18 protein-coding genes are annotated in these 20,951 nt (G+C 66.6%); 4 read left to right on the top strand and 14 right to left on the bottom strand.

Going from position 1 to position 20,951, the window contains the following annotated elements:
- Positions 1-105 precede the first annotated feature (105 nt).
- Positions 106-492: a hypothetical protein gene (locus AC07R1_RS00920; RefSeq protein WP_047285579.1), complete on the top strand. Its 387-nt coding sequence runs from the start codon at positions 106-108 to the stop codon at positions 490-492.
- A gap of 269 nt (positions 493-761) precedes the next feature.
- Here AC07R1_RS00920 and AC07R1_RS00915 read toward each other — a convergent pair whose 3' ends face one another.
- The 4 genes from AC07R1_RS00915 to AC07R1_RS00900 form a co-directional block, all read right to left on the bottom strand.
- The gene (locus AC07R1_RS00915; protein ID WP_026020035.1) at positions 762-1,349 is read right to left on the bottom strand and encodes a hypothetical protein; all 588 of its coding nucleotides are present in this window, start codon (positions 1,347-1,349) and stop codon (positions 762-764) included.
- A gap of 109 nt (positions 1,350-1,458) precedes the next feature.
- Positions 1,459-2,544, bottom strand: a complete 1,086-nt coding sequence (locus tag AC07R1_RS00910) for a lipocalin-like domain-containing protein (RefSeq protein WP_019093658.1) — start codon at positions 2,542-2,544, stop codon at positions 1,459-1,461.
- Complete coding sequence (locus AC07R1_RS00905) at positions 2,534-5,014, bottom strand: ABC transporter permease (RefSeq protein WP_495109982.1); 2,481 nt, start codon at positions 5,012-5,014, stop codon at positions 2,534-2,536. Before AC07R1_RS00905 ends, AC07R1_RS00910 begins: the two co-directional genes overlap by 11 nt.
- 1 nt (position 5,015) lies before the next feature.
- A complete protein-coding gene (locus AC07R1_RS00900; RefSeq protein ID WP_047336301.1) occupies positions 5,016-5,684 on the bottom strand; it encodes an ABC transporter ATP-binding protein in 669 nt (222 codons plus the stop codon).
- 164 nt (positions 5,685-5,848) lie between these two features.
- Between AC07R1_RS00900 and AC07R1_RS00895 the strand changes: the two genes are divergently transcribed.
- The gene (locus AC07R1_RS00895; protein ID WP_368995748.1) at positions 5,849-6,397 is read left to right on the top strand and encodes a YniB family protein; all 549 of its coding nucleotides are present in this window, start codon (positions 5,849-5,851) and stop codon (positions 6,395-6,397) included.
- A 44-nt stretch (positions 6,398-6,441) separates the two neighbouring features.
- On the opposite strand, the gene AC07R1_RS00890 is transcribed toward AC07R1_RS00895, so the two are convergent.
- The 10 genes from AC07R1_RS00890 to pedF form a co-directional block, all read right to left on the bottom strand.
- Complete coding sequence (locus AC07R1_RS00890) at positions 6,442-8,169, bottom strand: PAS domain-containing hybrid sensor histidine kinase/response regulator (protein WP_015635023.1); 1,728 nt, start codon at positions 8,167-8,169, stop codon at positions 6,442-6,444.
- Positions 8,153-9,316: an alcohol dehydrogenase-like regulatory protein ErcA gene (gene ercA, locus AC07R1_RS00885; RefSeq protein WP_011060523.1), complete on the bottom strand. Its 1,164-nt coding sequence runs from the start codon at positions 9,314-9,316 to the stop codon at positions 8,153-8,155. The genes AC07R1_RS00890 and ercA overlap by 17 nt, the downstream gene beginning before the upstream one ends.
- Before the next feature lie 387 nt (positions 9,317-9,703).
- Positions 9,704-10,618 (bottom strand): pyrroloquinoline quinone biosynthesis protein PqqB, encoded by a 915-nt coding sequence (pqqB, locus tag AC07R1_RS00880; RefSeq protein ID WP_495109981.1) that lies wholly within the window; start codon positions 10,616-10,618, stop codon positions 9,704-9,706.
- A 61-nt stretch (positions 10,619-10,679) separates the two neighbouring features.
- Positions 10,680-10,751: a pyrroloquinoline quinone precursor peptide PqqA gene (gene pqqA, locus AC07R1_RS00875; RefSeq protein ID WP_011060521.1), complete on the bottom strand. Its 72-nt coding sequence runs from the start codon at positions 10,749-10,751 to the stop codon at positions 10,680-10,682.
- Between the two features lie 275 nt (positions 10,752-11,026).
- On the bottom strand, positions 11,027-12,547 hold the full coding sequence (gene exaC / locus AC07R1_RS00870; protein ID WP_495109980.1) for an acetaldehyde dehydrogenase ExaC: 1,521 nt from the start codon (positions 12,545-12,547) through the stop codon (positions 11,027-11,029).
- A 316-nt stretch (positions 12,548-12,863) separates the two neighbouring features.
- Positions 12,864-14,639 (bottom strand): PQQ-dependent alcohol dehydrogenase PedH, encoded by a 1,776-nt coding sequence (gene pedH, locus AC07R1_RS00865; RefSeq protein ID WP_258611723.1) that lies wholly within the window; start codon positions 14,637-14,639, stop codon positions 12,864-12,866.
- Positions 14,640-14,962: 323 nt separating this feature from the next.
- A complete protein-coding gene (locus AC07R1_RS00860; protein ID WP_495109979.1) occupies positions 14,963-15,892 on the bottom strand; it encodes a quinoprotein relay system zinc metallohydrolase 1 in 930 nt (309 codons plus the stop codon).
- Between the two features lie 35 nt (positions 15,893-15,927).
- Entirely contained in the window at positions 15,928-16,698 is a 771-nt protein-coding gene (locus AC07R1_RS00855; protein ID WP_495109978.1) for a quinoprotein dehydrogenase-associated SoxYZ-like carrier, read from the bottom strand.
- Between the two features lie 8 nt (positions 16,699-16,706).
- The gene (locus AC07R1_RS00850) at positions 16,707-17,582 is read right to left on the bottom strand and encodes a substrate-binding periplasmic protein (protein ID WP_179597098.1); all 876 of its coding nucleotides are present in this window, start codon (positions 17,580-17,582) and stop codon (positions 16,707-16,709) included.
- Between the two features lie 5 nt (positions 17,583-17,587).
- On the bottom strand, positions 17,588-18,049 hold the full coding sequence (gene pedF / locus AC07R1_RS00845; RefSeq protein ID WP_019093084.1) for a cytochrome c-550 PedF: 462 nt from the start codon (positions 18,047-18,049) through the stop codon (positions 17,588-17,590).
- A gap of 254 nt (positions 18,050-18,303) precedes the next feature.
- On the opposite strand from pedF, the gene exaA reads away from it, so the two are divergent.
- Both exaA and AC07R1_RS00835 read left to right on the top strand, forming a co-directional pair.
- On the top strand, positions 18,304-20,199 hold the full coding sequence (exaA, locus tag AC07R1_RS00840) for a quinoprotein ethanol dehydrogenase (RefSeq protein ID WP_495109977.1): 1,896 nt from the start codon (positions 18,304-18,306) through the stop codon (positions 20,197-20,199).
- Between the two features lie 78 nt (positions 20,200-20,277).
- Positions 20,278-20,937 (top strand): pentapeptide repeat-containing protein, encoded by a 660-nt coding sequence (locus AC07R1_RS00835; RefSeq protein ID WP_495109976.1) that lies wholly within the window; start codon positions 20,278-20,280, stop codon positions 20,935-20,937.
- Positions 20,938-20,951: the final 14 nt, after the last annotated feature.

Below are 20,951 nucleotides of genomic sequence, written 5' to 3'. Positions count from 1 at the left end.
TGTGCAATAAGAAGCGCAGTGGCCGCTTGCCATCCAGCCCGGCCGCCCCCCCGGAAAGCCGGCTGGACGCCTCTTGAACCCGCAGTACCAAGGAAAGGATTGGCCATGCGTATCACCCTCAACACCCTCCATGTAGAAGCCGACCATAGCCTGTGGGTCAATTTCAGCAGTGCGTTCGGCGAAGGCCGGGGCCAATGGCTGGGCACGCTGCCACAGACGGGCCAGGTGCATGAGGTGGAGTTGAGCCTGGAGGACGATTTTGTCTGGGATCACAACCTGTGGGCCGCGACCCAGGACAGGCCAAGCATCAGCCGGGAACAGGCAGGGCTGCGGGTCACCGGGCAGTTGCTGCCCCGGGAAGACGAGGCTGTCGCGGCGCTGGCCATAGGTCCGAACATCGTCCTGCTGTCGCTGCAGGGTGGCCACGCGCAGCCAGGCGGCTTCGTCAGCCTGCTTGCACGCCAGGTCAGCTTGAGTCCGGTGGCACTGTAGAGGGAGCACGGCAGGCTCGCGCCGGAGCATCCAGCCAGGGTCGATTCAGGGTGATGTACAGCGGGAAAGTCGCAGGACGCGACAGGGAAAGGTGTTCGCCCAGTGCTCTGGCCTTGGCAATCCTTGCACCGGTAAAGAGCCCTTGCACCGGGCGAACGGTTGGCATTCTAGTGCAACTGGCGGGGAAAGTCCGTGGGCAGATTCTGAATAAAACTGCACAGTGCAGTTAACCCGATTGCCCATTGCCTCCCCCGCTCAGTCCTGCCCCCTCAGCCTTCGTGGGCAGTGCTGACCTGCAGGATGTCGGTGTAGGTCACCAGCACGCTCTGGCCCACCTTGAGGTCCTTGAGGCGCTGCTGGACTTCGGGTTTCTCCACGCTCACCACTTTCTTGTTGCCCGCCGGGCCTTCGAAGGTCAGCTGGTTTTTCTTCAAGTCGATGGCGGTGATCTTCAACTGCACCTGCACCTGGCGATAGGCCGCGCCGCCGGGGTTGGGGTTGTCTGCGGTAGCGCGGACCACGCCGCTGGCTTCACTGGAATCGGGCTTGCCCTTTTCAACGTCGGTGTCGAGCACCGCCACCACCGAGTGGGTGACCGTGACCTTGACCTGATCGCCGACCTTGAGGTGGCCCAGGTCCTTGGCCTGATCGCTCAATTGCACATGCACCGGCTTGCCCCCGGCGCCTTCGAGCACCACCTGGTGCTTGGCGGCGTCCACCGACAGGACCTTGGTCACCACCTGGTCGGCCTCGATGGCCCCGGACAGCGGGATATCGGCGGCGTGTGCGGCAAGGCTGGCGGTGCCCAGCACAGTGGCCAGGGCGATGGCGCGGGCCAGGGTATTGAGGGTTTTCATCATGAACATTCCTTGTGGTTGAGAAACACACTGACTTTCAGTCAGGCCCTTGAGCATAGACGCCCTGCCAGCTTTCACCGGGGGGATGGGTGCAAGCGTCGCGGCGCCCTCAATAACCGGTCATCTCCAGGTAGCCGCTGCCACTGTGGCTGCCAGCGAATTGCAGCGGCCCTTCCCAGTAGGGAATGCTCAGGTTCATCCAGGCCTGGGGGTTCAGGGCCCGGGTGGTGATATCCAGGCCCTTGGCGGGGATCTTCAGTTGCCAGGTGGTGGGCAGGCTGCGGCCCTGGACCCTGGACTGGGCCAGCGGCAGCAACTGGATCTGCTCCTTGCCCAGGCTCTGGGTGTGGCCATCGGTGCTGATCCAGGTGCCGGTGATATAGGGCGCCTTGTCCCGCTCGCGGACCCGGAACAGCATCAGCCGCTCGCCGCTGTCCAGGTGCAGAGAGAACCAGTCCCAGCCGCTCTGGTCCGCGCCCAGGGGCTGGCTGCTCCATTCCCGGTCGAGCCAGGCCGGGCCGCTGACCTGATAGCGCTGGCCATCGATCTGCAACTCCCCCGCGGCCTGGAAGAACGGCTGGCTGTAGTAGTAGGAGGCCTGCCCCTGGTCGGACTTGCGGCTGTAGCCGCCCTCGCCCTGCAGCACCAGCGGCCGGCTGCTGGAAAGCTGCAGGCGATAGGCGAACCCCGGCCCCGCGGCCTGCACCTGCATCCGCGCCAGGGGGTCGCCGGCGCTGTTCAGGGTGCTCAACTGCCAGTCGTCGATCCAGGCCTGGAACGGCTGCGCGATCACCCCGGCCTGGCCGACGCCACCCCGGGCATAGCGCTCGGCGGCGTGGTGGCTCTGGGCCGACGTGGCCGCTGCATGGCCCAGCCACACCAGCGGCGCGCCCCAGCCCGGCTGTTCGGGAGCGGCCCGCAGGGCACTGCGAAACAGCGTCCACTGCACGCCGAAGCGGCGGCCCTGGGCGTCGCTCAGGTCTGCCGTGAGGTACCACCACTCGATGCGAAACCCGTCATGGGCACCGTGGTCGGCAGGAAAGCTGAAACTGCGCCCCGGCAACACCGGGGTGAAGGCCGCGGCCTCGCTGCCCAGGCCGGCAAAACCCTGGGGCGGCTCGGCGGGCTGTTCACAACCGGCCAGCAGCGCCAGCAGCAACCCCGCCAGGGCCCGGCCCAACACATCAGTCTTCATGGGCAAAAGTCCTCAACAGGTCCGCCGGTTGCGCGCGGTACAAACGCAGCAGCGGCCAGGCCGATGCCAACAGAGTCGCCAGCATGGCCAGGCCCAAAAGTTGCAGAAGCTGCCCGGGGAACACCCGCAACGGCAGGCGCCAACCAAAGGCCTGGACATTGATCACGCTGTCCAGGCACCAGGCCAGGAGGATGCCCAGCGGCAGCGCCAGGACCAGGGTGAGCAAGGCCAGCAGCCAGGTCTGCCCGAGGTTCAGCAGCATCAGTTGACGCCGCCCCACCCCCAGGGCCCAGAGCGGCGCCAGCTGGCCCAGCCGGCTCTGGCTCTGGGTCAGCAGGCTGATGAACAGCGCCACCCCGGACACCCCCAGGGTCAGGCTGTTGAGGGCGGCGGTGGCGGCGAAGGTGCGTTCGAAGACCTGCTGCGACCAGCCCTTGAGCCGGGCCTGATCGATGATCCGGCTGTCGTCCAGGGCGAACTGCTGTTGCAAGGCGCCGACCAGCCCGGGCATCGCTCCCGGCGCCAGGCGCAGGTTGAAGCGGCTCGGCGTCAGCGCTGGCCAATGCGCCAGCAAGTGCCCGGCATTCACCAGCAGGTGGCCCTTGGGGTTGCCATAGTCGGCGTAGATCCCCACTACCCGGGGCGCCCACTGCCCGGCGGGCACCGGCAGGCTCAGGCGGTCGCCGGGGCGCACCTTCAGGCGTCGGGCCAGCTGTTCACTGAGCATCAGGGTGTCCTGGCTCGCCAGTTGTGCCCAGGGCTCGGCGCCGTCGCTTTCCAGGAGCGGCCAGTGCTGGCGGTAGCTGGGATGGTCGATCACCCCATACAGGTCCGCCGGCCAACCCTGCACCTGCAACGCCACCTGCCAGCTGGGCAGCACAGCGGCCACCTGGGCCTGTTGCGGCAACCAGTCCAGCAACTGCCGGGCCTGCTCCGGGCTCTGCGGATTGACATACAACTCGGCGCTCAGGCGTTGCTCCAGCCAGTCGTTGAAGGTTTCGCGAAACCCTGCCGTCATGCTGCCGGCGCCGATATTCGCCGCCAGCGCCAGCAGCAGCGCCATCAGGGCCAGGCTCAGGGCCGGCAGTTGCTGGCGGCAATCGGCAAGAAACCACTGCCCCAGCACCCCACGCCGGCGCCCGAGCAAGGTCCCGAGCACCGCATCGAGCAGCACCGGCAGGCCCAGGGCCGCCGCCAGCAGCAAGGCCGCCATCAGCACAAAGCCGCTGGCCAGGCTGTCGCCCCACTGCCACGCCGCCAGGGCCAGCAGCAGCGCCACTACGGCCACCGCACCCTGGCGGCGCAGCCAGCGGGCATGGGCCTGATGCCAGGCCTGGGGGGTGGCCAGGGCCAGCAGCGGCAGGCGCGCCGCCCGCAGCAGGCTGGCGGCGCCGGCCAGCAAGGCCCCCAAGAGGCTCAGGCCGATACCGCTGAACCACCACCCGGGGCTGAGGCTCAACTGCCCCGCCACCTCGGCGCCGTACAAGCCGCGCAGGCTGGCGGCCACGTCCGGCAGCAGCAGCCCGGCCAGCAGGTAGCCGCTGATGACCCCCGCCACTCCACCCAGCAGCGCCAGGGCCCCCAGTTCCAGAATCAGGCTGAAGATCAGCAGCCGCGCACTGACCCCGCAGGCGCGCAAGGTCCGCAGCAGGCCACGACGCTGCTCCAGGGCCAGGCCGATGGCGGCATGCACGATGAACAGCCCGACCACGAAGGACAGGAAACCCAAGGCATCCAGGTTCAGGTGAAAGCTCTCGGTCAGGCGCGCCAGGGTGTTTTCCGATTCGCCCGAATGCAGCACCAGTTGCCCCGCCAGCTCGGCCGGCAAGGGCGGCGCGCGGGCGGCAAAGTCCCGGGGCAGCAGCAGGCGGCTCAGTTGCCCCGGCTGGTCGAGTACCTGCTGGGCAAAGCCGATGTCCATCAGCAGCAGCCCCGGGGCCATGTCCGCCTGCACCTGCAACGGCGGCAGCAGCCGGCCATTGCTGGCACGGGACTGCTGGCCCTCGCGGTAGCCGAGGCTGGCCAGGGTCTCTGGGGCAACCCAGGTACGCCCCGGCGGGCTGAAGAATTCCACCACCTGCCGCATCGCCAGTGGCTTGCCGGCCACTGCGGAACCGGCGGGCAAGGACAAAGGCTCGATGCCCATCAGTTGCAGGCGCAGCGCCTCGAAGCCCTGCAACTGCACCCGCCCTTGCAGCACCGGCGACACCGGCCAGCCGGCCCGGCGCAGGTCGACGAACCATTGCTGGGCAAAGCTTGCGCCAGTGGCCGTGCCCAGGCTGGCCTGGGGTTCACCGCCAATCAACTGGCTGGCCCGGGCATAGCTGTCCCGGGCCTGGCTGTTGAGGGCCAGGACCCCGGTCAGCAGGCTGGTGGCCAGCCACAAACCGGTGAGCACACTGAAGAACTGCACCGGGTGCTGGCGCCAGTGGCTCAACAGCGCCTGCAAGGTGCCACGCAGCACCCGCATCTCAGGCCCCGCCCGCTGCGGCCAGGCGGCCACGCTGCAGGACCACGGTGTGTTGCAAACGGCTGGCCACGCGCTGGCTGTGGGTCACCATCAGCAAACTGGTGGGGCTGTCGGCCAGCAATTCCAGCAGCAAATCCAGCACCTGGTCACTGGTGGTTTCATCGAGGCTGCCGGTGGGCTCATCGGCCAGCAACAGCCCGGGCCTCGACGCCAGGGCCCGGCCCAAAGCGACCCGCTGCTGCTGGCCGCCGGACAACTGTTCGGGGTAGCGGCGCAGCAAGTCCCCCAGGCCCAGGCGCTCCACCAACTGCGCCTGCCAGCGCGGATCGAAGCGCCCGGCCAGGCGCGCCTGGAAGCCCAGGTTGTCCTCGACCCGCAAGCTGCCGATCAGGTTGAACTGCTGGAACACCAGGCCGACTTCGGTGCGGCGCCAGTTGGCCAACTGGCTTTCGCTCATGCGCTCCAGGCGCTGGGCGCCGATGCGAATGCTGCCGGCATCCACCCTGTCCAGCCCGGCCACCAGGTGCAGCAAGGTGCTCTTGCCGCTGCCGGATTCGCCCATCAGCGCCAGGCTGCTGCCCTGCCCCAGGTGCAAATCGACACCCTGCAGCACCGCCAGCGGCCCCTGGGGGGTGGCATAGCTCTTGAACACTCCTTGTACTTCCAGCATGGGCTGACTCGTCCGACCTGAAGGGGGCTCAAGGATAACCCGTGTCGCCCATGGCACCAGCGCAAACCTGCAGCGCTGCAACCGATGAACCAGGGCGCGCCCCTATCGCCCAACGGCGACGGAATATAGTATTGCGGCCCTTTTGTTCATTGCAGGAAGCACCCATGACCTACACCAGGGCCCAATTGCAGTACCGGCTGTACATCGCCGCAGGCGCACTGTTGTTTACCGGTGCCTTGATCTCGACCTTTTTCTCGACCCTGAAAATGCTCCATTGGCGCCTGGACAGCTACACCGCCATGGCGCGCACCATCAACCGCCCGATCGAGCAGTTCACCCTCATGGTCTGGGAAAACACCCGCCCCCTGAACTGGCTCTGGGACAACAGCCCGACCCCCGACTTCATCCGCCTGAGCAACTCCGTGCACTGGAAGTTTCTGCTGATCTACCTGCTGATCTTCGTCGGCGCCGCCCTGTTCACCTCAGGCCGAATGCTGATGCGCAAGGTCGAGGAAGTGGAACCGCTGATCGAGGCCCAGCTCAACGCCCCGGTCGAGGAAGGCGTACCCGCCAAGACCCTGCAACAGCTGGAGGACTCGACCCTGGTGGAGGCCGCGCCACCGTTCTTCAGCCAGACCCGCCTGCTTTTGGTCTGGCCCCTGGGCGGTGCAGCGGTCTACCTGGGCCTGCTGTGGATGCTGCGCATCATCTGAGCCCCGCGCCGGCGCATCGATTTGGCCGCCCCCCCCTGCCACCACTAGCCCAGCAACTGGCTGAGCACGGCCCGCAACTTGCCCGGCTTCACCGGTTTGTTGAGCAGCGGCGCCCCCAGTTGCTGCAAGGCGCGGCGGCACTGGTCGCTGCGGTCGGCGGTGATGATCACCGCCGGCAGCGGTTGTTGGAAATGCTCGCGCAAGCGCCTGACCACCTGGCAGCCGGTGACCCCGTGATCCAGGTGGAAGTCCGCCAGGATCAACTCCGGCGCCCGGCCCTGCAGCACCTCCAGGGCGGCGGCCTGATCGGTGGCGGTCAGCACCTCGCAGCCCCACTGGCCGAGCAGCGCGGCCATGCTTTCAAGAATGCTCAACTCGTTGTCCAGCACCAGCAGGCGCCGCCCCGGCAGCGGGTTGCCGGTGCCCGGCTGCGGCGCCTGCTGGCTCAAGGGCAAGGGCACCCGGGCCGCCAGTGGTACCTCGATGCTGAACCGCGAACCGTGCCCCGGCCGCGACGCTACCTGCACCCGATAGCCGAGGATCTTGGCGATGCGCTCGACAATCGCCAGCCCCAGTCCCACCCCTTTGCGGTCGGCGGCGCGGCCTACATCCAGCTGGTTGAATTCCAGGAAAATCGACTCCAGGCGGTCGGCGGCAATGCCGCGCCCGGTGTCCCACACCTCCAGCCGCAACTGGTCGCCCCGGCGCCGCGCCGCCAGCAGGATGCTGCCGCGCTCGGTGTAGCGGCAGGCATTGCTGAGGAAGTTGCGCAGGATCCGCGTCATCAGCCGCAAGTCGGTGAACAGGGCAAAGTCACCGAAGCGCACCCGCAGCCCCAGCCCCGCCGCCTCGGCCACCGACTGGAACTCGGAGACCAGGGGCGCGAGCATTTCATCCAGGCGGTAGGTGGCCAGGTCCGGCTTCACCGCCGCCTGATCGAGCCTGGAAATATCCAGCAGGTCGGTGAGCAGGTCCTCGGCGCCTTCCAGGGCCTGGTGGGTGCGTTCCACCAGCAGTTGCTCCGGGGCCGGCAGGCTGCGCTCGCGCAGGGTGGAAATCAGCAGGCGTGCGGCATTCAGAGGTTGCAGCAGGTCGTGGCTGGCGGCAGCCAGGTACTTGTCCTTGCTGCGGTTGGCCGCCTCGGCGGCGTCCCGGGCCTCGCGCAGGTCGCGCTCGATGCGCTCGCGCCGGGCGATCTGCTGCTGCAGGTTGCGGTTGGCGTCCAGCAACTCATCGGTGCGCGCCGCCACCCGCTGCTCCAGCTGGTCGTTGAGCTGTTCCAGGTGCTGCTGGGCCAGCTTGCGCTCGGTGATGTCGGCGACGAACCCTTCCACCAGCCCGTCCTGGTCGGGCTTGAGCAACAGGTTCATCAGCACGTCGATGCTGCTGCCGTCCTTGCGCCGCAGCTGGGTTTCATAACCCAGCAGGCTGCGCTGGTTCTGCAACTGCTCGCCGATGGCCGCCAGTTCCCCGGCGCCGCCCACGAACAGGTTGCCCGCCAGGTCGGCCAGGGAAAACAGCACTTCCTGGGGGTCCTGATACCCCAGCATGCGCGCCAGGGCCGGGTTGGCGGCACGCATGCCGGCCTGCAGGCTGGCCTGGAAGATGCCGTGCACCGCGTTCTCGAACAGCCACTTGTAGCGGTTGCGCTCGGTTTCCAGGTCTTCCAGGCGCGCCGCCAGTTCCGGGTAATGGCTCTTGCGCGCCGAGTGGTTGCCCAGCCCCAGGAGCCCGGCCAGGGCTCGTTGCTGTTCGTCAGAGGGCCTCGCCATAGACCACCTCGACATCACGCTGGCTGGATTCACGAGGGTTGGTGAGGATGCATGGGTCGCCCATTGCGTGCTGCGAGAGGAACGGAATATCGCTGCTGCTGACCCCATGCAGGCCCAGGGTCTCGTGGAAGCCGATGGCGCGCTTGAGGGCGATCAGGTGCTCCACCAGGCGCCCGCAGATCTGCCGCTGGTTGAGCCCGCGGCAGTCGATGCCGAAAGTCTCGGCAATCACCTTGAATCGCTCCGGCGCCGCGCTGTAGTTGAAGGCCACCACATGCTCCACCAGCACCGCGTTGCACAGCCCGTGAGGCAGGTCGAGAAAGCCCCCCAGGCTGTGGGACATGGCATGCACCGCGCCGAGGATCGCGTTGGAGAACGCCAGCCCGGCCTGCATGCTGCCGAGCATGATCTTCTCGCGCAGGGCGATGTCCGAGGGGTTGGCGATCATCTGCACCAGGTTGCCGTTGATCAGGCGCATGGCTTCCAGGGCGTGGGGATCGGTCAGCGGCCCGTGGCCGGTGGAAACGAAAGCCTCGATGGCATGCACCAGGGCGTCGATGCCGGTGCAGGCGGACAGGAACGGGTCCATGCCCTGGGTGGTTTCCGGGTCGATCAGCGACACATCAGGGACCACCGCCTTGCTGACGATGGAGAACTTCATCCGCTCCTGCTGGTTGGAGATGATCACGAACTGCGAGACATCCGCCGAGGTGCCCGCGGTGGTCGGGATCATGATCAGCGGGGGGCTGGGCATGCGGATGGTGTCCACCCCCTCGAACTCGAGGATGCTGCGCCCGTGGGCGGCGACGATGCCGATGCCCTTGCCGCAATCCATGGGGCTGCCGCCACCGACCGCGACGATCACATCGCAGGCGTTTTCCCGGTAGATCTGCGCGCCGTGCATCACCTCCTCCACCCGCGGGTTGGGCGACACCGCGCTGTACAGGCAGTACTCGACGCCCTGGGCCAGCAGGCTGGCCTCGACATCGGCGACCCAGCCGGCGGCGATCACCCCGGGGTCGGTGACCACCAGCACCTTGCGCGCACCGAAGGTCTTCGCATAGTTGCCGACGTTGTGCCGGCAACCGGCGCCAAAGATGATTTCCGGAGAGACGAACTTGCGCAGCAGACTGAGATTCTGGCCCATGGGGGAAGCCTGTTTTCTTATTGTTCTGGAGAAGAACGCCAGCCTAAAGCATCCGTTGCTGAAAGCAATCCGACCATCGGCGGACTTCGCAGCCTCGGCAGCGGCTACAGGCCATGTAGCCGCTGCCGCAGGCTGCGAACGGCACGAAGAGCCGCAGCTTTCTTGAGGCCGCTGCGGGTTTGGCGGGTGATCGCCAGGGCTCAGCAGCGGCTACAGGGCCAGTGTCGATCCGAGGTTGGTGTAGCCGCTGCCGCAGGCTGCGAACGGCACGAAGGGCCGCGGCGCTCTTGAGGTCGCTGCGGGTTTGGCGGGAGATGGTCAGGCAAGGCCCTGCGGGCCTTTGCGCAGCCTCGCGGGCTCGGCAGCGGCTACAGGGACCGGGTGGCGTCAGAGATGGATGTCCATGCCGTCATGCGCCACTTCGATGCCGCGGCGGGTCAGTTCGGCGCGCTCGGGAGAGTCCTCGTCGAGGATCGGGTTGGTGTTGTTGATGTGGATCAGCACCTTGCGCGCCCGGGGAAAGCGCTCCAGCACCTCAAGCATGCCGCCGGGGCCGCTTTGCGCCAGATGGCCCATCTCGCTGCCCAGCTTGTCGCCCACTTCACACAGGCGCATCTCGTCGTCGCGCCACAAGGTGCCATCCACCAGCAGGCAGTCGGCGCGCTCCATCCACCCCAGCAGGGCCTCATCCACCTGCCCCAGACCCGGGGCATAGAACAGGCTGGCGCCGCTGCGCCGGTCCTCGATGAACAGGCCGATATTGTCCCCCGGGTGCGGGTTGCCGCGATGGGGCGAATACGGCGGCGCGCTGCTGCGCAGGGCAATCGCCCGCAGCGCGATGTCCGGGCAGGCCGGCAGGCTGAATTCCCGGCCATCGAGGTGGATGGGCTGCCACTGCAAGCCGCCGTTCCAGTGGCTGAGCATGTTGAACAGGGGGAAGCCGCTGCACAGGTCCTGGTGGACCATCTCGGTGCACCAGACCTGATGCGGGCAGCCTTCGCGCAGGCTGAGCAGGCCGGTGCAATGGTCGATCTGGCTGTCCAGCAGGATCACCCCGGCCAGGGCGGTGTCCCGAAGCTGTCGGGCCGGTTGCAGCACCGGAAAGGACTCCAGCTGCTGGCGAATGTCCGGGGAGGCGTTGCACAGGATCCACTCGCTGCCCTGGTCGCTCAGGGCGATGGACGACTGGGTGCGGCGCCGGGCGCGCAGGCTGCCGTCGCGCACGCCGGCGCAGTTGCGGCAGTTGCAGTTCCACTGGGGAAAACCGCCGCCCGCCGCGGACCCGAGAATGCGGATATGCATAAGGTGCTCCTGAAGGGCAAAAGGCTCCGGCCGACACCAGTACCGGCCGGAGCGGGACGGCTCAGCGGTTGGCGAAGTACATGGTCACTTCAAAGCCGATACGCAGGTCGGTGTACGCGGGTTTATGCCACATGGGGTCAAGCCTCTTGTTGTGCCGGGGGATTCCGGTAAAGGCATTAATGCACGGGGAGCGCGGGGGCCGAATGCTACTTTGGGACGAACCGGCGGGGTGCGTTGGTAGGGGGAAATGGGGATGGTCTTGCGGGCCTCTTCGCCAGCAAGCTGGCTCCTACAGGGTTGGCGGTGCTGCGCCCACAACGCACACGGGGAGGTGCCCACCCATGAGCCCTCCCCGTGTCCGTCCCGCACAAGCGCGGTGGCACCCAACCCCCGCGCCTGTTGTTGCCCTTAGAAAAAGCCCAGGGGGTTGATGTCGTAGCTCACCAGCAGGTTCTTGGTCTGCTGGTAGTGGTCGAGCATCATCTTGTGGGTCTCGCGGCCCACGCCGGATTTCTTGTAGCCCCCGAACGCGGCATGCGCCGGGTACAGGTGGTAGCAGTTGGTCCACACGCGCCCGGCCTTGATCGCCCGGCCCATGCGGTAGGCGCGGTTGATGTCGCGGGTCCACAGCCCGGCGCCCAGGCCGAACTCGCTGTCGTTGGCGATCGCCAGGGCCTCGGCTTCGTCCTTGAAGGTGGTCACGCCCACCACCGGGCCGAAGATCTCTTCCTGGAACACGCGCATCTTGTTGTGGCCCTTGAGCAGGGTCGGCTGGATGTAATAGCCGCTGGCCAGGTCACCTTCCAACAGCTCGGCGGCGCCACCGGTGAGCAGCTCGGCGCCCTCTTCCTGGGCGATCTGCAGGTAGGAGAGGATCTTCTCGTACTGCTGCTGCGACGCCTGGGCGCCGACCATGGTCTCGGTGTCCAGCGGGTTGCCGCGCTTGATCTTGACGATCTTCTTCATCACCTCGGCCATGAACGGCTCGTAGATCGATTCCTGGATCAGGGCCCGGGATGGGCAGGTGCAGACTTCACCCTGGTTGAAGAACGCCAGCACCAGGCCTTCGGCGGCCTTTTCGATGAACTTGGGCTCGGCCTGCATGATGTCTTCGAAGAAGATGTTCGGCGACTTTCCGCCCAGCTCCACGGTGGACGGAATGATGTTCTCGGCGGCGCATTTCATGATGTGCGAGCCCACCGGGGTCGAGCCGGTGAAGGCGATCTTGGCGATGCGCTTGCTGGTGGCCAGGGCCTCGCCGGCTTCGCGGCCAAAGCCCTGGACGATGTTCAGCACCCCGGCCGGCAGCAGGTCGGCGATCAGCTCGGCGAAGACCATGATCGACAGCGGGGTCTGCTCGGCGGGCTTGAGCACCACGCAGTTGCCGGCGGCCAGGGCCGGGGCCAGCTTCCAGGCGGCCATCAGCAGCGGGAAGTTCCACGGGATGATCTGCCCCACCACGCCCAGGGGTTCGTGGAAATGGTAGGCGGTGGTCAGTTCGTTGATCTCTGCGGCGCCGCCTTCCTGGGCACGGATGCAACCGGCGAAGTAGCGGAAATGATCGGCGGCCAGGGGCACGTCGGCGTTGAGGGTTTCGCGCACGGCCTTGCCGTTGTCCCAGGTTTCGCTGACCGCGAGGATCTCCAGGTTCTGCTCGATGCGGTCGGCGATCTTCAGCAGCACCAGCGAACGGTCCTGGGCGCTGGTCTTGCCCCAGGCATCGGCGGCGGCATGGGCGGCGTCCAGGGCCTTGTCGATGTCCGCGGCAGTGGAGCGCGGGAATTCGGCGATCACCTCACCGTTGACCGGCGAGGTGTTGCTGAAGTACTGGCCGTCCACCGGCGGCACGAACTGGCCACCGATGAAATTGCCGTAGCGTGGCTTGAAGGACACGACGGCGCCTGGGGTTCCGGGTTGTGCGTAGATCATGCTGGGCCTCTGCTGGTCGATGCCTGTCCACGACAGGCGATGGCTCGATGGTAGAGAGCCCCGCGTGCCGGACGAATGCATCGTTGGCAGGGGGGCTCTCGTCATTTGGTCGTAGGTTGATTGCCCTGTGCGGGAGCCGGCTTGCCGATGAAGGCGCTCTTGCGGGCCTCTTCGCCAGCAAGCTGGCTCCTACGGTCGGCAGGGACATTGCGGTGGCTCCTACGGTCGGCAGGGATATTGTGAGGGCTTTGTAGGAGCCGGCTTGCCGGCGAAAGCGGTCGTGCGGGCGCCTTCGCCAGCAAGCTGGCGCTTACGATCAGCGTTTGCTCACCAGGTCCTTGGGCAGCTTGAAGGTCCAGAGCATGCCGCCCTGGTTGAAGTCCTTGACCCGCTTGGCCACCTCGCCGCCCCACAGCGGCACCGCGCCGCCCCAGCCGGAGAGCACCGAGACGTACTGCTCGCCGTCCATTTCCCAGGTCACGGGCGAGCCCAGGACCCCGGAGCCGGTCTGGAATTCCCAGACCTTCTCGCCGGTCTTGGCGTTGAACGCCTGGAGGAAGCCCTCAGGCGTGCCGGTGAACACCAGGTTGCCCTTGGTGGTCAGCACCCCGCCCCACAGCGGCGCGAAGTTCTTGTGGCGCCAGACTTCCTTGCCGCTGATGGGGTCGATGGCCCGCAGCACGCCGATGTAATCCTCGTTCAGCGGCTTGATGGTGAAGCCCGCGCCGAGGAACGCCGCGCCCTTCTTGTAGGCGATGCCTTCGTTCCAGATGTCCATGCCCCATTCGTTGGACGGCACATAGAACAGCCCGGTGTCGCGGTTGTAAGCCATGGGCATCCAGTTCTTGGCGCCGAGGAAGGCCGGGGCGACGAACACCGAGCTGCCCTTGGCTTCGCTACCCGGGGCGCCAGGGCGGCTGGCCTCGTTGTAGATCGGCCGGCCGTTCTTATCCAGGCCAGTGGCCCAGGTGATCTTGTCGACAAAGGGGAAGCCGCGGATGAACTTGCCGTTGGTGCGATCGAGCACGTAGAAGAAGCCGTTGCGGTCGGCGGTGGCGGCGGCCTTGATCTCCTTGCCGCCTTCCTTGTAGTTGAAGGAGATCAGCTCGTTGACGCCGTCGAAGTCCCAGCCGTCGTGGGGGGTGCTCTGGAAGTGCCACTTGATGGTGCCGTCGTCCGGGTTCAGGGCCAGGCGCGACGAGGAATACAGGTTGTCGCCAGGGCGCAGGTGGGAGTTCCACGGCGCCGGGTTGCCGGTGCCGAACAGCAGCAGGTTGGTTTCCGGGTCGTAGTAGCCGCCCAGCCACGGCGCCGCGCCGCCGGTCTTCCACAGGTCGCCCGGCCAGGTCTTGCCCGCCTCGCCGCCGGAAATGCCGTTCTCGATGGCCTTGCCATCCTTGTACACGTAGCCCATGTGGCCTTCCACGGTGGGACGCATCCACAGCAGCTCGCCGTTTTTCGGGTCGTAGGCCTGGATCTTGCCGACCACGCCGAACTCGCCGCCGGCGACCCCGGTGATCAGCTTGCCGTTGACGATCATCGGCGCCGCGCTGATGGAATAACCCTCTTTGTGGTCGGCGACCTTCTTGCTCCACACCACCTTGCCGGTGTCCTTGTTCAGGGCCACCAGCTTGGCGTCCAGGGTGCCGAAGAACACCAGGTCGCCGTACAGCGCCACGCCGCGGTTGATCACGTCGCAGCACGGGCGGATGTCGTCCGGCAGGCGCGCATCGTACTGCCAGAGCTTCTTGCCGGTGCGCGCGTCCACCGCGAACACCCGCGAGTAGGAACCGGTCATGTACATCACCCCGTCCTTGATCAGCGGCTGGGCCTGCTGGCCGCGCTGCTTCTCGCCGCCGAAGGAGAAGGCCCAGACCGGCCGCAGCTCCTTGACGTTATCGACGTTGAGGATATCCAGCGGGCTGTAGCGCTGGCCCTGGACGCCCAGGCCATTGGTGACGATCTGCTGCGGGTTCTTCGGGTCCTGGAGGATCTCTTCATCGGTGACGGCGGCCAGGGCCGCGCTGGACAGCAGCATGGCGCTGAGCACCAGGCTCACGGCGAAAAAGGGACGACGTGGGGGTTGGGTCATGACGGCTACCTCGGCGGTTATTGTTGTTCCCGGGAAATTTTCCCGGTCTGCCGGGAATTCTTGGTCCCGGCCTGCCTGCCAACAATTGCCCGCAGTGCGGAGTTTTCTAGTTCCTTGGTACAGGAGCGGCCGCCGACGCCTACAAAGCCCCACCCGATCTCCCTGCCTACCGTAAAAGCTGGCTTGCCAGCGAAGGGGCCCGCAAGACCGCCTTCGCCGGCAAGCCGGCTCCTACAAAGCCCTCGCGATGTACCTGCCTACCGTAGGAGCTGGCTTGCCAGCGAAGAGGCCCAGCAAGTCCGCCTTCGCCGGCCAGCCGGCGCCTACAGGCCGTCGATACGCTGCAGGCGCTGGCGTTCGTAACGCGGGTACAGGTGGCTGACGCTGCGGATCAGCTCATAGCGGGTCAGGCTGATGCCGGCAAAACGCTCGGGGATCGGGCGGCGGATCATCTCCGCCATGTCGTCGCCCTGGGCGGCGCCGTCGCGCATCAACCCGTCCAGCCAGCCCAGGTAGTCACGCATCTGGGCAAAGGGCGCGGTATCGCTGGCCACCGGGCCATGGCCAGGCACGATCAGCTTCCACGGCAGGGCCTGCAAGGTATCCAGGTCCTTGAGCCAGACCCCGAGCCCCGGGCTGTTGGGGGTGGTCAGCGCGCGCTCGTAGAACACCAGGTCACCGGCAAACAGCACCCCGGTGTTCTCATCGAGAATCGCCAGATCAGCGCCGGTGTGCCCACTCAGGCCCAGCAAGCGCAAGCGATGCCCGCCCACCTCAAGCACCCCGGGCTCAAGCACCTGGGTCGGCAGCACCACCTCGGTGCCGCGCATCCAGTCGCCGACCATGCGGTACATGTTCTCGGCCATGGCCTCGCCCTGCTGGCGCAGCAGGTCGCCGGTGCCGGCCAGGGCGCCGATGGGCACGTCGCCAAAAGCCTGGTTGCCCAGCACATGGTCGGGGTGATGGTGGGTCAGCAGCAGTTGGATGACCGGTTTGTCGGTGGTGGCGGCAATCGCCCGGCGCAAGGCTTCGCCGTAGCGTTTCGACGGCCCGCTGTCGATCACCACCACCCCGCTGTCGGTGACGATGAAGCCGGTGTTGACGATGTTGCCGCCATTGGCCTTGGCGAAATTGTCGGTGCTGCCTTCCAGCAGCCAGGTGCCCGCGGCGATCTGCCGGGGCTTGAGTGAATAGTCCAGGTCGGCCCGGGCCGGCAGGCCCAGGCACAGCAGCAACAGCAGGATCCAACGCATGGCGCGCCTCGGCTTGGGTGGGTCAAAGGATGCGGTCAGGGCAGCCTGGCCTCGAACTGGTTGCCGCTGTTGTCGCGCAACAGCAAGCGGGTCTGCCCCGGCCCCTGGATATCGAACCCCAGGTTGGGGTTTTCGCTGACCGCCGGGAACAGTTCGAGGCTGGCCAGGCGCTGGTCGTTCTGGTCGCGCAGTTCGGCGTGGTTGAGGAAAAACTCAGGGATGCCGCTGACCAGGCCGTTGTCCATCGGGTGGGACACTTGCAAGCGCAGGCGGCTGGCATCCCCACGGGGATAACGCCCGCCCAGCACCTCGCCGATGTGCTCTTCCCAGCCGGGCTGGGTGCGCACCACGCTGGGCGCGGTACAGCCGCCGCCCGCGGCATCGATCAGGGTCGAGCCCACGTGCCACAGGCCATCGCGGGTCAGCACCGCGGCGCGCAGCGGCGTGGCCTGCTCGATACGGATGCGGATCGACAGCCAGGGCAGCACCCGCTCCCCCGGCTCGAAATCGACGATGCGCGGCAAGGGGTTGAGCTCGGCCCAAGCGAGGATGCGCACCACATCGCCGGTGAAGGCCCGGGCGTCGATTTCCAGGGGCACCTGCCGCGCATCCTCGGCAAAGGGCGGCGCCAGCAGCTTGACCCGATCATCGAAGACGAACGCCGCGTCCCCCAGCAATTGCTTGTGGTAGAAGGCCCACATCACCGAAGGCACCGGGTCCGGGCCCGGGGCCTGCGGATCGGCGCCCAGCACCGGGGTCGCCAAGGGCAGCCAGCACGCCAGCAGACAGGTCGCTCGCCAGTTCATCGCAGCTCCTATTGATACATCTCTGGGACCTCGTAACGCAGGCCATAACGGGCGTACAGCGCCTGCAGGCGACCGTCGCGGATCAGCCCTTCCAGGGCCTCTTCCACGGCATAGGCCAGCTGGCGGTTGCTTTCATGCACCGCCATGCCGATCTCCCACACCTGCTTGCCCATGTTCGGGTAGGCGTTTTCCGCCAGGGCCAACTGCGGATCAGCGGCCTTATGCAACTGCCAGTCGATCTCGCCGCGCATGGCCATCACCGCGTCCACCTGCCCGGCCCGCAAGGCGCCGAACGCCTGTTGCACGCTGGGGTAATGGTGGGTCTTGGCACTGAGCATGCCGTTGAACACCGAGGTCAGGTAGAACGACGGCACGCTGTCCACCTCGACACCAATGGGGTGCTCCTGGAACACCGCGACACTGGCCACCGAATCCAGCCGGCGGCGGTCGAATGCCACCTGCCAGCGCTCCTCCTGATAGGGGCCGAACATCACCACGTGATCGTTGGCCAGCTCCCCCAGTTCGTTGCGCTTTTGCGCGTAGTCGTGGTCGTAGGGCACGCGCATCATCAGGTCGGCCAACTGCTGGTGGCGCAGCGGGCTTCCGCGCCAGATGTAGTCGCGCAAATCGTCGTCGAGTTTCTCCCCCGGGGGCGCCCAGATCAGTTGCAGGCGCACCCCCAGGGCCTCGGCCAGGGCTTGCGCCAGCTCGACGTCGACGCCCCGCGGCTGGCCCTGGTCCTCGAAGCTGTAGGGGGCAAAATCCTGGTACACCGCCACCTTCAGTTCACCGGAGGCGATCATCGTGTCGTAGTTGCGCACCCCGGCCTGGGCCGTGGCGCAACACAGCAGCAGGCCAGCCAGGAACAGGGCGAAGCGGCCCATGGCGATCACTCCTCGACGCGCACGCTGTCCAGGTAGGTGCGCACCGCCCACAGGGCTTCCTGGCTCAGGTAATCGGCCATCTTCGGCATGTACACCCGGCCATCGCGCACCGCACCGTGGCGCACCCGCTCGACGAACCATTCATCCCCGGCTTCGCCGGCATCGAGCATGCGCAGGTCCGGGGCGATACCGCCGGACTTGGCTTCCAGGCCATGGCAGGCGGCGCAGTTCTGGTTGTAGGCCGAAGCGCCGATTTCCACCGCCTTGTCGCGCTCGGGCGAGGTGCGGTACGGGTTGACCGCGGCCCAGCCGTCACCATCGACGCTCACCCCGGCATCCTTGATCGGCGTCAGGCCCTTGGTTTCCACCGCCTGGGGCACCACGTTGCCATGGGCCCATACGGCACCGGTGGCCAAGGCACCGGTCAGCAGCCCTACCGCGAGCAAGGCGTTGCGTTTTGTTGTCATTGTTATGCCCTCAAGATTGCACGCAAGACCTCAGCTACAGAGGCCATGGCGCCATCTTAGAAACAGCCGGAGGGCGGCCGTATGCTGCTTTGGTGGCCGCGCCCTACTCCCTTGGTAGTAGGGCTTGTGGCGCGGGCCTAAATCAGGTGCCGCCCGGGAACTATTCCCGGCAAGGGCGGGACTTTTTCCGTATCTCAACACCCGCCCCGGGGCAGACCCTAGTCAGGCCAAAACCTCCACTGGGAACTGCAACCATGACAATAAGATCGCTACCCGCCCTCTCCCCCCTGAGCCTTGCCGTCCAGGCCCTGCTGCTGGCCGGCAGCCTGTCCCTGGGCGCGGCGGCCACAGCGGCCACCGCCCCGGCGGCACCTGCCGGCAAGAACGTGACCTGGGAAGACATCGCCAACGACCACCTGACCACCAAGGACGTGCTGCAGTACGGCATGGGCACCAACGCCCAGCGCTGGAGCCCCCTGGCCCAGGTCAACGACAAGAACGTGTTCAAGCTGACCCCGGCCTGGTCCTATTCCTTCGGCGACGAGAAGCAACGCGGCCAGGAATCCCAGGCCATCGTCAGCGACGGCGTGGTCTACGTCACCGGCTCCTACTCCCGGGTGTTCGCCCTGGACGCCAAGACCGGCAAGCGCCTGTGGACCTACAACCACCGCCTGCCGGACAACATTCGCCCATGCTGCGACGTGGTCAACCGCGGCGCGGCGATCTACGGCGACAAGATCTACTTCGGCACCCTCGATGCCCGGGTCATCGCCCTGGACAAGAACACCGGCAAGGTGGTGTGGAACAAGAAGTTCGGCGACCACAGCGCCGGCTACACCATGACCGGCGCCCCGGTGCTGATCAAGGACAAGACCAGCGGCAAGGTGCTGCTGATCCACGGCAGCTCGGGCGATGAATTCGGCGTGGTCGGCCAGCTGTTCGCCCGCGACCCGGAGACCGGCGAAGAGGTGTGGATGCGGCCCTTCGTCGAAGGCCACATGGGCCGCCTGAACGGCAAGGACAGCACCCCCACCGGCGACGTCAAGGCGCCGTCCTGGCCCGACGACAAGACCACCGAAACCGGCAAGGTCGAAGCCTGGAGCCACGGCGGCGGCGCCCCTTGGCAGAGCGCCAGCTTCGATGCCGAAACCAACACCATCATCGTCGGCGCCGGCAACCCCGGGCCGTGGAACACCTGGGCGCGCACCGCCAAAGACGGCAACCCCCACGACTACGACAGCCTGTACACCTCGGGCCAGGTCGGCGTCGACCCGAGCACCGGCGAAGTGAAATGGTTCTACCAGCACACGCCGAACGACGCCTGGGACTTCTCCGGCAACAACGAACTGGTGCTGTTCGACTACAAGGGCAAGGACGGCAAGGTGATCAAGGCCACCGGCCACGCCGACCGCAACGGCTTCTTCTACGTGGTGGACCGCAACAACGGCAAATTGCAGAACGCCTTCCCCTTCGTCGACAACATCACCTGGGCCAGCCACATCGACCTCAAGACCGGGCGCCCGGTGGAAAACGAAGGCCAGCGTCCGGCCAAGCCGCTGCCGGGTGAAACCAAGGGCAAGCCGGTGGAAGTCTCGCCGCCGTTCCTCGGTGGCAAGAACTGGAACCCCATGGCCTACAGCCAGGACACCGGGCTGTTCTACATCCCCGGCAACCAGTGGAAGGAGGAGTACTGGACCGAGGAAGTGAACTACAAGAAAGGCTCGGCCTACCTGGGGATGGGTTTCCGTATCAAGCGCATGTACGACGACCACGTCGGCACCCTGCGCGCCATGGACCCGACCACCGGCAAGCTGGTCTGGGAGCACAAGGAACACCTGCCGCTGTGGGCTGGCGTCCTGGCGACCAAGGGCAACCTGGTGTTCACCGGCACCGGCGACGGCTTCTTCAAGGCCTTCGACGCCAAGACCGGCAAGGAGCTGTGGAAATTCCAGACCGGCAGCGGCATCGTCTCGCCGCCCATCACCTGGGAACAGGATGGCGAGCAGTACATCGGTGTGACCGTGGGCTACGGCGGCGCGGTGCCGCTGTGGGGCGGCGACATGGCCGAACTGACCAAGCCGGTGGCCCAAGGCGGCTCGTTCTGGGTGTTCAAGATCCCGAGCTGGGATAACAAGACCGCCCAGCGCTGATCATCCCCGCCTTGTCTGTGGCGAGGGAGCCCGCTCCCTCGCCACACCCGCCTTCACTCCAGCCTGGAGAACCGCACCATGAACTACCTGCCACTGGCCCTGCTGCTGAGCCTCTCCCCCGCCTTGGCCATGAATGTCGACGACGACGGCAACGATGTACCGCTGACCGTCAACGGCTGCCTGATCGCCGAATCCAGCCAATGCCCCGGCGCCAACCTGCGTGGCGCTAACCTCGCCAACCAGGACCTGCGCAAGATGAACCTGGCCGGCGCCGACCTCTCCGGCGCCGACCTGCGCCACGCCCAACTGGACCTGGCCAACCTGGAAAAGGCCCGCCTGCAAGGCGCCAACCTGACCCGCGCCAGCCTGCAACAGAGCAACCTGCGGTTGGCGGACTTCACCGACGCCAAGCTGATGGCGATCCAGGGCTGGGGCCTGTTTGCCCAGGGCGCGCAATTCGAGAACGCCAACCTCAGCGCGGCCTATCTGCAATTTGCCCGGCTGTCCGGGGCCAAACTGCACCAGGCCAACCTGCAAGCGGCGGATCTGGAGATGGCCTGGTTGAGCAAGGCGGATCTGCAAGGGGCCAATCTGAGTGATGCCAATCTGCAGGAGGCCAAGTTGGGTGAGAGCAATCTGGAACGGGCCGATTTGCGCGGGGCGCGGCAGCATTATGGGAATTTTCAGGATGCCAATATGGAGGGGTGTATGGGGTGTCCGGGGAGTTGGGATAAGTAGGCCGTTGCCCCAGG

The sequence above is a fragment of the Pseudomonas sp. GW821-FHT07F01 genome, assembly GCF_059418825.1.
This window is presented reverse-complemented; position numbering and strand designations above follow the sequence as displayed.

Excerpts from the sequence above, each read along its gene's own strand:
- AC07R1_RS00920 (WP_047285579.1), top strand. The coding sequence starts at position 106 with ATGCGTATCACCCTCAACACCCTCCATGTAGAAGCCGACCATAGCCTG.
- AC07R1_RS00915 (WP_026020035.1), bottom strand. The coding sequence starts at position 1,349 with ATGAAAACCCTCAATACCCTGGCCCGCGCCATCGCCCTGGCCACTGTG.
- AC07R1_RS00910 (WP_019093658.1), bottom strand. The coding sequence starts at position 2,544 with ATGAAGACTGATGTGTTGGGCCGGGCCCTGGCGGGGTTGCTGCTGGCG.
- AC07R1_RS00905 (WP_495109982.1), bottom strand. The coding sequence starts at position 5,014 with ATGCGGGTGCTGCGTGGCACCTTGCAGGCGCTGTTGAGCCACTGGCGC.
- AC07R1_RS00900 (WP_047336301.1), bottom strand. The coding sequence starts at position 5,684 with ATGCTGGAAGTACAAGGAGTGTTCAAGAGCTATGCCACCCCCCAGGGG.
- AC07R1_RS00895 (WP_368995748.1), top strand. The coding sequence starts at position 5,849 with ATGACCTACACCAGGGCCCAATTGCAGTACCGGCTGTACATCGCCGCA.
- AC07R1_RS00890 (WP_015635023.1), bottom strand. The coding sequence starts at position 8,169 with ATGGCGAGGCCCTCTGACGAACAGCAACGAGCCCTGGCCGGGCTCCTG.
- ercA (WP_011060523.1), bottom strand. The coding sequence starts at position 9,316 with ATGGGCCAGAATCTCAGTCTGCTGCGCAAGTTCGTCTCTCCGGAAATC.
- pqqB (WP_495109981.1), bottom strand. The coding sequence starts at position 10,618 with ATGCATATCCGCATTCTCGGGTCCGCGGCGGGCGGCGGTTTTCCCCAG.
- exaC (WP_495109980.1), bottom strand. The coding sequence starts at position 12,547 with ATGATCTACGCACAACCCGGAACCCCAGGCGCCGTCGTGTCCTTCAAG.
- pedH (WP_258611723.1), bottom strand. The coding sequence starts at position 14,639 with ATGACCCAACCCCCACGTCGTCCCTTTTTCGCCGTGAGCCTGGTGCTC.
- AC07R1_RS00860 (WP_495109979.1), bottom strand. The coding sequence starts at position 15,892 with ATGCGTTGGATCCTGCTGTTGCTGCTGTGCCTGGGCCTGCCGGCCCGG.
- AC07R1_RS00855 (WP_495109978.1), bottom strand. The coding sequence starts at position 16,698 with ATGAACTGGCGAGCGACCTGTCTGCTGGCGTGCTGGCTGCCCTTGGCG.
- AC07R1_RS00850 (WP_179597098.1), bottom strand. The coding sequence starts at position 17,582 with ATGGGCCGCTTCGCCCTGTTCCTGGCTGGCCTGCTGCTGTGTTGCGCC.
- pedF (WP_019093084.1), bottom strand. The coding sequence starts at position 18,049 with ATGACAACAAAACGCAACGCCTTGCTCGCGGTAGGGCTGCTGACCGGT.
- exaA (WP_495109977.1), top strand. The coding sequence starts at position 18,304 with ATGACAATAAGATCGCTACCCGCCCTCTCCCCCCTGAGCCTTGCCGTC.
- AC07R1_RS00835 (WP_495109976.1), top strand. The coding sequence starts at position 20,278 with ATGAACTACCTGCCACTGGCCCTGCTGCTGAGCCTCTCCCCCGCCTTG.